General features: G+C 42.7%; 8 protein-coding genes and 4 pseudogenes. All 12 read left to right on the top strand.

Annotated features, from left to right (window positions below; all coding sequences use genetic code 11):
• On the top strand, positions 1–913 hold a 913-nt coding region (gene lpxB, locus C3Z13_RS01730; RefSeq protein ID WP_103854812.1), incomplete at its 5' end, for a lipid-A-disaccharide synthase.
• The gene (gene rnhB / locus C3Z13_RS01725) at positions 910–1,500 is read left to right on the top strand and encodes a ribonuclease HII (protein WP_103854811.1); all 591 of its coding nucleotides are present in this window, start codon (positions 910–912) and stop codon (positions 1,498–1,500) included. The genes lpxB and rnhB, both read left to right, overlap by 4 nt.
• A gap of 461 nt (positions 1,501–1,961) precedes the next feature.
• Positions 1,962–3,809, top strand: coding sequence for an SLC13 family permease (locus C3Z13_RS01720; RefSeq protein WP_103854810.1), 1,848 nt, complete (start codon positions 1,962–1,964; stop codon positions 3,807–3,809).
• Between the two features lie 9 nt (positions 3,810–3,818).
• Entirely contained in the window at positions 3,819–4,538 is a 720-nt protein-coding gene (locus C3Z13_RS01715; protein WP_103854809.1) for a CDP-alcohol phosphatidyltransferase family protein, read from the top strand.
• Positions 4,528–5,155, top strand: a pseudogene (locus tag C3Z13_RS01710) (lysophospholipid acyltransferase family protein). Before C3Z13_RS01715 ends, C3Z13_RS01710 begins: the two are co-directional and overlap by 11 nt.
• Position 5,156: 1 nt before the next feature.
• A pseudogene (locus tag C3Z13_RS01705) lies at positions 5,157–6,087 on the top strand (phosphatidate cytidylyltransferase).
• Between the two features lie 18 nt (positions 6,088–6,105).
• A complete protein-coding gene (gene mog, locus C3Z13_RS01700) occupies positions 6,106–6,684 on the top strand; it encodes a molybdopterin adenylyltransferase (RefSeq protein WP_103854807.1) in 579 nt (192 codons plus the stop codon).
• 19 nt (positions 6,685–6,703) lie between these two features.
• Positions 6,704–7,042: a nitrogen regulatory protein P-II gene (gene glnB, locus C3Z13_RS01695; RefSeq protein ID WP_103854008.1), complete on the top strand. Its 339-nt coding sequence runs from the start codon at positions 6,704–6,706 to the stop codon at positions 7,040–7,042.
• A pseudogene (locus C3Z13_RS01690) lies at positions 7,042–8,093 on the top strand (AI-2E family transporter). The gene glnB and the pseudogene C3Z13_RS01690 overlap by 1 nt, the downstream one beginning before the upstream one ends.
• 370 nt (positions 8,094–8,463) lie before the next feature.
• A pseudogene (gene rlmN, locus C3Z13_RS01685) lies at positions 8,464–9,634 on the top strand (dual-specificity RNA methyltransferase RlmN).
• Between the two features lie 44 nt (positions 9,635–9,678).
• Positions 9,679–10,242, top strand: coding sequence for a type IV pilus biogenesis/stability protein PilW (pilW, locus tag C3Z13_RS01680; RefSeq protein ID WP_103854806.1), 564 nt, complete (start codon positions 9,679–9,681; stop codon positions 10,240–10,242).
• A gap of 200 nt (positions 10,243–10,442) precedes the next feature.
• Positions 10,443–11,049 (top strand): helix-turn-helix domain-containing protein (locus tag C3Z13_RS01675; RefSeq protein WP_146256849.1); only part of this gene is annotated, 607 nt, incomplete at its 3' end.

Raw genomic sequence — 11,049 nt, 5'->3', positions numbered from 1 at the left:
GCAAGAAAAGCCCGATGTATTTATCGGCATCGATGCACCCGATTTCAATCTTGACATTGAACTTAAACTCAAACAACAAGGCATCAAAACCATTCATTACGTCAGCCCATCGGTGTGGGCGTGGCGACAAAATCGCATTCACAAAATTGCACGCACCACCAACCTTGTTCTCGCATTTTTACCTTTTGAAAAAGCCTTTTACGATCGTTTCAACGTGCCTTGCCGTTTTATCGGACACACAATGGCAGACGCCATTCCGTTAAAACCTGATCGCCTTGCCGCTTGTCAAATGCTTAATATTGATCCACGACAACGCTATTTAGCGATGCTGGTTGGCAGCCGTGGCTCAGAAGTGGAATTCCTTGCCGAACCTTTCTTGCAAACTGCATTATTGCTGAAGGAACAGTATCCAGATGTGCAATTTCTCGTGCCTTTGGTGAATGAAAAACGCCGCCAACAATTTGAACAAATCAAAGCGAAGATTGCTCCTGATTTAGAAATGATCTTGCTTGATGGCCAAGCACGCTCCGCAATGATCGCCGCTCAAGCCACCTTGCTGGCTTCAGGCACAGCAGCATTAGAATGTATGCTATGCAAATCGCCAATGGTCGTGGGCTACAAAATGAAGCCATTCACTTATTTCCTAGCCAAACGCTTGGTGAAAACCCCTTATATTTCATTACCGAATTTACTGGCGAATGAAATGCTCGTGCCAGAAATGATCCAGCAAGATTGCACCGCAGAAAAATTAGTAGAAAAGCTCGCCCCTTATTTTTCTACAGAAGAAAGTGCGGTGCAAAATCGCCATAGTTTAGTGCAACACTTTATTGATCTGCATAAAATGATCCAATGCGATGCGGACAAACAAGCCGCCGAAGCGGTGATTGAATTATTGCAAGGGGAAAAACAATGAGCGAATTTGTCTATCCTGATTATGAACTGGTCGCAGGCGTTGATGAAGTAGGACGCGGGCCTTTAGTGGGCGCAGTGGTAACCGCCGCAGTGATTTTAGATCCGAACAATCCCATTGAAGGCTTAACCGACAGCAAAAAGCTCTCGCACAAAAAACGCCTTGCCTTAGCCGAAGAAATTAAACAAAAAGCCAAAACTTGGGCGCTAGGGCGCGCTGAACCCGAAGAAATTGACGAACTCAATATTTTGCACGCTACAATGCTAGCGATGCAACGCGCAGTCAATCAGCTTAAAATCACACCGCACTTTGTGCTAGTGGACGGCAACCGCATCCCCCCATTGCCAATGCCCGCCCAAGCGGTGGTGAAAGGGGACAACCTAGTGGCAGAAATCAGCGCCGCCTCCATTCTTGCCAAAGTCGCCCGCGATTTAGAAATGGAAGAACTGGATAAACGCTATCCCCAATACGCCTTCGCCCAACACAAAGGCTACCCAACAAAATTACATTTAGAAAAACTGGCAGAACACGGCCCCTTACCCCAACACCGCCGAAGTTTTTCCCCAGTAAAAAAACTGATTACAGAATAAAGTGCGGTCATTTTTTCCAAAAAATTTAGAAAAATCGCACCGCACTTCTATTTTTAAACTATTTATAAGGGCAACTAGACAAGTTTTTCCCGTCCAAATTGCCCGAATGAAGAAAGAATTTTTAGAAAAGTAACGCCTGAACGCAGCGTAGCGAGTATGGGCTTACTTTTCGTAAAGAAAATTTTATTGTAATGAGGAAAAGCAATGCTCGCAAAATTTCTTACTTCCAGACAAGGCGTTTTGCCGCAGACAGTACGCTAGTACGGCAAGGCAAAACAACGCCGTATGGAAGTAAAAGAAATTTAGCGATAGTAGGGGAATATTTTCTTTGCTTACGTTCCTTTTGGGAACGCAAAAGAAAGTAAGTCGCTCAACGAGCGAAACCCGTTATATCAACAAAGAAAACCGTAATCAACCAAATAATAAACAAAACGACCAAAACCTTAACCACGGAGACCCTAATGCCCACAATCACCAATATGCCCCTTGTTAGCGTTGTGATTTTTCTTGCCATCGCTGTACTCTTGTTTATCCACAACAAAATCCGAATGGACGTTATCGCCCTATTGGTAATGCTTGCTTTTTGTGTGAGTGGCATTTTGAGCGTGCAGGAAGTTTTTGCCGGATTTAGTGATCCGAATATTATTTTGATTGCCTTGCTGTTTATTGTCGGGGAAGCCTTGGTGCGCACTGGCGTAGCCTATCAAGTGAGTGAATGGCTGATGAAAGCAGCGAAAAATAGCGAAACCCGTGTGTTGATTTTAGTGATGTTAGCGGTAGCAGGGTTGGGATCCTTTATGAGTTCCGTGGGGATTGTGGCGATTTTTATCCCTGTGGTATTGGTGATTTGTCGCCAAATGGACATTTCGCCAAGACGCCTGATGATGCCATTGAGTATGGCTGGGTTAATCAGCGGTATGATGACCTTAATCGCCACCGCCCCAAATTTGGTGATTAACGCAGAATTAATCCATCTCACCAAGCAGCGTTTTGATTTCTTTTCTTTCACGCCTATTGGCATTGTGATTTTGTTGCTTGGTATTGTGTATATGTTGGTGGCTCGCCGCTGGTTGGGGCAAGCGGAAAATGAAGAAAGCGAGAGCGTGAATCGTCATTCCATTCAAGATCTGATTGAAGATTATCAATTGCAAGCACGCACCAAACGTTTTGTAGTGCGAGCAGGATCGGATTTTATCGGGCAGCCCTTAGAAGCCTTGCATCTGCGATCTAATTATGCCTTGAACGTGCTGGCGATTGAGCGTTGGAAGCGTTTTCGTCCAAGATTTCTAGCGGATTCCTTAGGGAAAATCGAAATTCGTGAAAAAGATATTTTGCTGATTGATTGTGCTGATCCTGAGCTAGATATTAATGAATTTTGCCAACAACATCAGCTTGAGCCAACAGAGTTGCGCCCTTACCACTTTGAACAACAAGCCAAGTTTATGGGAATGGTGGAAATCACGCCAATTCCTGAAGGGGATTATCTCGGCAAGACGGTAGCAGAAATTGGTTTTCGTTCACGTTTTGGTTTAAATGTGGTGGGAATTAAACGCAATAATGAGATTTTGACAGGCAGTTTGATTGAGCTGCCATTAAAGATCGGCGATTTGCTGCTGGTGGTGGGATCGTGGAAATTGATCCAAGCAATGCGTAATAAAACAAAAGCCTTTTTCGTACTCGATTATCCTGCGGAAATTGAACGCGCCGCCCCTGCGCAAAGCCAAGCGCCTTATGCCATTTTATCCATTGTAACGATGGTGGCATTAATGGTAACAGGCGTTGTGCCGAATGTGGTTGCCGCACTCATCGCCTGTTTAATGTTAGCCAAATTCCGCTGTGTAGATGCCAAAAGTGCTTATGCCTCTATCCACTGGTCGAGCTTGATTTTAATTGTGGGAATGATGCCATTTTCCACCGCACTACAAAAAACAGGCGGGATTAATTTAATCGTAGAATTTATGATTAACACCGTAGGGGGAATGGGTAAACATTGGATTTTAATCAGCTTGTTTACCCTGACTGCGGTGATTGGTCTGTTTATTTCTAACACCGCCACTGCGATTTTAATGGCGCCGATAGCCATCACAATGGCGCAGCATTTACAGCTTTCCCCCTTGCCTTTCGCAATGACGGTGGCGATCGCTTCCTCTGCCGCCTTTATGACCCCGATTTCTTCGCCCGTAAACACAATGGTGCTGGGCGCAGGGAATTATAAATTTGGTGATTTTGTTAAAATTGGTGTACCTTTTACTTTGCTAGTTATGTTGGCAACGGTGTTTCTTGTTCCAGTATTATTTCCGTTTAAATAAGGATAAATAATGAGCATTTACGATTTAAAACCGAAGTTTCAAAATTTACTGCGTCCAACGGTGGTGAAGTTAGAACGCAAAGGCGTTACGGCGAACCAAGTTACACTTGCCGCTTGTGGGATTTCAGTCATTTTAGGCTTATTTTTGACCGCACTTTCTGCTGTGCATTGGCTGTTTATTTTAATTCCTATTTGGCTTTTTGTGCGAATGGCACTCAATGCCATTGACGGAATGTTAGCGCGAGAATTTCAGCAAAAATCGCGTTTAGGCGGTTATCTTAATGAAATTACCGATGTGGTTTCTGATGCGGCGTTGTATCTGCCTTTTGCTTTTATCGCCCCTTTTGATCCCCTTGTTATCGGGCTGATTATTTGGCTCGCCGCCTTAACAGAATTTTGTGGTGTGTTAGGGCAAGTGCAAGGGCAAACACGCCGTTATGACGGGCCTTTGGGAAAAAGTGATCGTGCCTTTTTATTTGGCTTATTAGGATTGATTTATACCTTTATGCCGATTTTACCAACGTGGTTTTACGCGCTCGCTTGGCTTGTCGTCGCGTTGTTAATTTTAACTTGCGTGAAACGCGTGAAGTCAGGGTTGGTGGAAAGCAAGGCTTTAGATCAGAATGTTGAAAATCACGCAGAAAACCGCACAGACAATGAAAGTGCGGTGCAATTTTCCGCAGAAAATGCTACGCAACAAAAATCAGAGGAGAATGAAAATGCTCGCTAAACTGGTTGATTTTCTTTTATGTCGTTTTACCTCTTTTATTACAGGTGTTCGTCCTGCAAAGAATATCGCCCTGCTTTCGGCAGATAAGCCAAGGCTTTATTACGCCAATCACAACAGCCACGGAGATTTTATTTTATTCTGGGTGTCTTTGCCTTATGAAGTGCGCAAGAAAACCCGTCCTGTGGCTGGTGCGGATTATTGGACGAAAGGCAAAATTCGCCGTTTCCTTGCGGAGAAGGTGTTTAATATGCTGTTGATCGAGCGCGGCGGCAATGATCCTAAAGCCGTAACAGAACAAATTAGCCAAGCGCTGCAAGAAAATTCGTTGATTATTTTCCCGAAGGCACAAGAAAACCAATGATGATCTTGCCCTTCAGCCTTTTAAAAGTGGTTTATATTATTTAGCCAAAGCCAATCCCAATGTGGATCTTGTGCCAGTTTGGATCAGCAATACCCATAATTTATTGCCGAAAGGCTTTATTCTGCCAATTCCTTTGCTGTGTGATCTATATTTGGGCGAGCCGATTCATTGGCAGCCGCAAGAAGATAAAACGCAATTTCTAGCGCAAGCAGAGCAGGCCTTGCTTAGCCTTAACCCGAAACATCAAGGAGCATAAAATGGAAATGTGGAATTTATTTTGGGGGTTAATTTGCAACCTTGCTATTGGCATCGGGCATTGGTTATGCGCTGAAATGGAAAGTAGGTTTTTCCACGCCCCATTCGGTGATAGACAACCTAAACGCACGCATTAATGCGTGGTGGGTGATGATTTTAATTATCTTCGCCGCCGCTTATCTCGGTTTTTATGGCGTATTGGGCTTATTTTTTATCGTTTCTTTTATGGCGTTACGGGAATTTTTATCGCTGATTGAAATTCGCCGTGGCGATCATCTTGCTTTAGTAGCCTGCTTTTATTTCATTTTGCCTTTGCAATATTACTTTGTCGCGGTGGATTGGTTTAGTATGTTCAGTATTTTTATTCCTGTTTATGCGTTCCTATTTTTACCGATTTTATCCGCGTTACTAGGCGACACGGCACATTTTTTAGATCGTTCAAGCAAAGTGCAATGGGCGGTGATGATTTCTGTGTTCTGCATTTCGCATATTCCTGCCATTCTCACCCTAAATATTGCAGGATTTGAAGGCAAAAGTTTATTATTAATGATCTTTTTGATCTTGATTGTGCAAGCGAGCGATGTGTTGCAATATGTATGGGGAAAATTATTCGGTAAACATAAAATTGCACCAACCTTATCCCCGTCCAAAACCGTAGAGGGTTTTGTCGGTGGAGTATTGAGCGCTTCAGCATTGGGTGGATTGCTTTCTTGGCTAACGCCGTTTAGTGCCGTGCAAGCTACCTTAATTAGCTTGGTTATTTGTTTAATGGGCTTTTTAGGTGGTCTGGTGATGCCAGCAATGAAACGCAGTATGGGCGTGAAAGATTGGGGCAATATGATAAGTGGACACGGTGGAATGTTAGATCGTATGGATAGCCTATGCTTTGCCGCACCGATTTTCTTCCATATTGTGAGATATTATTGGATTTAATAAAAAACAGAGGAAAAAATGACCGCACTAATTGGCTTAGTTTCTGTATCGGATCGTGCCTCTCAAGGCGTGTATCAAGATCAAGGCATTCCCGAATTACAAAAATGGCTGGAGCAAGCCTTGGTTGATCCTTTTGCAGTGGAAAGCCGTTTAATCCCCGATGAACAGCCCATTATTGAGCAAACCCTATGCGAATTAGTGGACGTGCATCATTGCCATTTGGTGCTAACCACGGGGGGAACAGGGCCAGCCAAGCGTGATGTTACCCCTGATGCCACCTTGGCTGTGGCAGACCGAGAAATGCCGGGCTTTGGTGAACAAATGCGTCAAGTGAGTTTGCATTTTGTGCCAACGGCGATTTTATCGCGTCAAGTAGGGGTTATCCGCAAAAATAGCCTAATTTTAAACTTACCGGGGCAGCCAAAGGCCATTAAAGAAACCTTAGAGGGCGTGAAAGATGAGCAAGGCAATGTACTCGTTAAGGGCATTTTTTCTGCCGTGCCTTATTGTTTACAGCTGATTGACGGTATTTATATTGATACCAAACCAGAAGTTATCGCCAGCTTTAGGCCAAAATCTGCCAGACGTGAAAGCTAATTCCTGTGAGAAAATCAAAATGAAAAAAATTGAAGCAATTATTAAACCGTTTAAACTTGATGATGTGCGTGAAACCTTATCTGATATTGGGATCACAGGAATGACCGTAACCGAAGTGCGTGGTTTTGGACGCCAAAAAGGGCATACAGAGCTGTATCGTGGCGCAGAATATATGGTGGATTTTCTACCAAAAGTCAAAATGGAAATTGTGATCCCTGATGAGCTTGCAGAGCAATGTATTCAAGCCATTATGGAAACCGCACAAACAGGCAAAATTGGCGATGGCAAAATTTTTGTCTATGATGTTGAACGTGTGATCCGTATCCGCACAGGCGAAGAAAACGAGGAAGCGGTGTAATGGATAAGCGTTTGCCGATCAGCCAGTTATTAATGGCGTTGTCTGCCTTAGTGATAATTCTGGCTGGCGTGAAATTGGCAGGGGAAATTGTCGTGCCATTTTTACTTTCCCTGTTTATCGCCATTATTTGCTCGCCTGTTGTGAAGTTTATGACGGCACGCAAAGTGCCGCATTGGTTGGCGCTTACTTTACTGTTTTTGATGATTTTGACGGTGTTTTCTTTCTTGTCAGCCTTATCAACAGCACTGCGCGAGAGTTCAGCCAATCGATCCCGCAATATCGCTTATTGCTTTCACAGCGCCTTAATGATCTCGCGATAATCACGCAGGGCTTGCATTTGCCCGTTGCTGATTTACGACAACAAATTATGGATCATTTTGATCCCGCAATGATAATGAATTTCGCCAGCGGATTTTTACTTAGTTTCTCTGGCGTGGTAACTAACGTCTTTGTGCTGTTTTTAGTGGTTTTATTTATGCTATTAGAAGCGCCCACCGCCAAACATAAATTTGCCGTGGCGTTCAGCAAGCCGAACCAAGTGGCGCAATATGAAGGCTACATTGATCGCATTCTCAAAGGTGTAATGGATTATCTTGGCGTGAAAACCTTCACCAGTTTTTTAACTGGTTTAGGCGTATTTATTTTGCTGAAAATTTTTGGCGTGCAATATGCCATTTTATGGGCAACGCTCAGTTTTCTACTCAATTATGTCCCGAATATCGGCTCAATTATCGCCGCCATTCCCATTATCGTGCAAGCCTTATTGCTTAATGGCTTTTTCACTGGCATAGGCGTTACTATTGGCGTTATTAGCCTAAATATGATCATCGGCAACGTACTAGAACCTAAAATGATGGGGAAAACTCTTGGACTTTCCACTCTTGTGGTGTTTCTCTCCCTTTTATTCTGGGGCTGGCTACTCGGCTCAGTCGGAATGTTCCTTTCCGTCCCCCTCACAATGGTGCTAAAAATCGCCCTCGAAGCCAGTCCAGATACGGTGAAATATGCTGCGTTGCTGGGTGAAACTCAACTGGCTAAAGAGCAAGATTAATGTAAAACGAAAAATAAATAGGCGAATATTGCGTTCGCCTATTTATTGTGCTGTTTTATGTTCGCTAATTATCAGTAAAAAATTCCCAAAAATCCCACCGCACTTTGTTTTTGAGATTTTATTGTTTTCTCTAAAATTTTTGCGATCGCTATCGCAAAGAAAGTGCGGTGGTTTTTCTTTTATTTTTCTTTTGGCTAAAATAGCGTTCAGGTTAGGCTGAAATTGCTAGATTAATCAAATAGAACTCTGTACAATCGCAACTCATTTTTTAAGCGGTAGAAACTTTCTTAATTTATAGCGGGTAAACTTAGCCTGAAAAAGCGAAAAAGTTTAGCTATATCAATGCCGTAATGTGTAATAACGAGGCTTTATGTTAGAACAGAATACAACTCAACAAGAAGGCTGCCAGCCTTCAGCAGAACCTAAGAAAAAAATCAATTTAATGAATTTAACACGTCAGCAAATGCGTGAATTTTTTCAAGAATTAGGGGAAAAACCGTTTCGTGCGGATCAATTAGTCAAATGGATTTACCATTTTGGTGAAGACAATTTTGACAATATGACCAATATTAACAAGAAGTTACGCGAAAAATTAAAAGCCGTAGCGGAAATTAAAGCGCCAGAAGTGGCGGTGGAGCAGCGCTCTGCGGACGGCACAATCAAATGGGCAATGCAGGTGGGCGATCAGCAGGTGGAAACCGTGTATATTCCTGAAGCCGATCGTGCAACTCTTTGTGTGTCTTCCCAAGTGGGCTGTGCGCTAGCTTGTACTTTTTGTTCCACCGCGCAACAAGGGTTTAACCGCAATTTAACCGTATCAGAAATTATCGGACAAGTGTGGCGAGCGTCAAAAATCATTGGTAATTTTGGTGTAACGGGTGTGCGTCCTATCACGAATGTGGTGATGATGGGAATGGGCGAGCCTTTGCTTAACGTGGCAAATGTTGTGCCAGCTATGGAAATTATGCTTGATGATTTTGCTTATGGTTTATCGAAGCGCCGTGTTACCCTTTCCACTTCAGGGGTTGTGCCTGCGTTGGATAAATTGAGCGAAATGATTGACGTGGCATTGGCGATTTCTTTACACGCACCAAATGATGAATTGCGTGATGAAATCGTACCACTTAATAAAAATATAACATCAAAACCTTGATTGATTCTGTTAATCGTTATTTATCGGTGTCCAACGCTAATCACGGTAAAGTAACCATTGAATATGTGATGTTGGATCACGTTAATGATAGCGTAGAACACGCGCATCAGTTAGCGGAGGTGCTGAAAAATACACCTTGCAAGAGATCAATTTGATCCCTTGGAATCCGTTCCCTGAAGCGCCTTATGCAAAAAGTTCTAATACGCGTATTGATCGCTTCCAGAAAACGCTGATGGAGTATGGCTTTACGGTGATTGTGCGTAAAACTCGTGGTGATGATATTGATGCCGCCTGCGGACAGTTAGCCGGTGATGTGATTGACCGCACGAAACGCACCGCACAGAAAAAGCGTTTTGGCAGCCCAATTAATGCAGTGCAAGTGCAATAAGTAGAAATTATTAACAAAGGAGAGAGAAAAATGAAAATGCATCAATGTTATCTAGTTATGCTTTTTCTCTCTTGCTTTGCGCTTGCGCTTCACCACAAACAAGCAAAGAAGATTTTGACAAGCAACAAGCCGCGAAAGCCAGAGTGGAGCTGGGCATTGGCTATTTAGAACAGCGAGAGCTTAGTTTAGCCAAACAAAATTTGGATAAAGCGTTGGCTTATGCGCCTAATTATTATTTAGTGCATTCTGCATTGGCTTATTTTTATCAATTACAAGGCGATAATGGGCGTGCAGAAAACGCCTATTTAACCGCGTTAAAATTAGATGATAAACAAGGTAACGTGTTCAATAATTACGCCGTGTTTTTATGCAAACAAGGCCGTTTTACACAAGCCTATCAGCAATTTCAACAAGCCTTAAATTCACCCAATTATTATCAACAAACGGATACTTACGAAAATCTCGCCCTTTGCGCTTTAGCAGAAAAAAATACCGCACTTTATCAACAGTATCGGGAATTGCTAGAAAAGCAGTACCAGCCCGTGCCAAATTGCTGCCTTCAATTGTGGGTCAACAATAAATTTCTCTTAGGTTTTTGGGAAAATTAAAGCCATTTTTCATTACCGATTTGCATCACCCGATTTTCTTTCTTAATTCGTAAGAAATTCATTGATTAATGGTTGCAAAACAGGAATGACAACTTTAAACTTTACCTTTTGAATTTTAACGCTGAGTGCCTTGATTTTCGCATTTTGTTAATGTGTCGCGCTGAGTGAAATCCTACAATTAAATTTTAAGAGAATTCCTTATGGCAACCTCAAATGAGAACCAAGAAACCATTCAACAAAGTTTAGGCGAACATTTTCGCCAAGCGCGAGAAGCATTAAATTTATCGTTAGAGGATGTTTCTAAACAGCTTAATTTACGTCCTTCAATTTTAGAACGTTTGGAAAATAATGAGTTTACTCATAGCTCTATTTCAGCAACTTACATCAAAGGCTATATCCGCAATTACGCAAAATATTTGCGTTTACCAGAAAGTCTTTGGACGTCCGTAGTAAATTCCCTTGAGGAAACAACGAAAAATGATTTAACTCGTGGCGTGCGCGCGACTCAAGCTGTGAATGAATATTCTTCACATAACCGTTGGATCGGTTGGGTATCGGCGGTTGTGGTTATTGCGTTATTAGCTGTAACGGCACTTTGGTGGTGGGAAAACTATCAAAAATCCAATGCAGAACGTGATGATTTAGTGCAAAACTATGTGGAAACACAGCACACGCAAAATAATTCAACTTCACAAGAAAACCTGATTGTGCCTACACCTAAGCCGATCGAAGTAGAAAAAACAGCACAAAATCCTACCGCACTTTCTCAACCTGTTGCGGTAGAACAAATTACGCCAGTGGAAGAAA

The sequence above is a fragment of the Avibacterium endocarditidis genome, assembly GCF_002921145.1.
Taxonomy (GTDB): Bacteria; Pseudomonadota; Gammaproteobacteria; order Enterobacterales; family Pasteurellaceae; genus Avibacterium; species Avibacterium endocarditidis.
Note: the sequence above shows the minus strand (reverse complement) of the source record. Positions and strands in the feature narration are given on the sequence as shown.

Excerpts from the sequence above, each read along its gene's own strand:
- rnhB (WP_103854811.1), top strand. The coding sequence starts at position 910 with ATGAGCGAATTTGTCTATCCTGATTATGAACTGGTCGCAGGCGTTGAT.
- C3Z13_RS01720 (WP_103854810.1), top strand. The coding sequence starts at position 1,962 with ATGCCCACAATCACCAATATGCCCCTTGTTAGCGTTGTGATTTTTCTT.
- C3Z13_RS01715 (WP_103854809.1), top strand. The coding sequence starts at position 3,819 with ATGAGCATTTACGATTTAAAACCGAAGTTTCAAAATTTACTGCGTCCA.
- mog (WP_103854807.1), top strand. The coding sequence starts at position 6,106 with ATGACCGCACTAATTGGCTTAGTTTCTGTATCGGATCGTGCCTCTCAA.
- glnB (WP_103854008.1), top strand. The coding sequence starts at position 6,704 with ATGAAAAAAATTGAAGCAATTATTAAACCGTTTAAACTTGATGATGTG.
- pilW (WP_103854806.1), top strand. The coding sequence starts at position 9,679 with ATGTTATCTAGTTATGCTTTTTCTCTCTTGCTTTGCGCTTGCGCTTCA.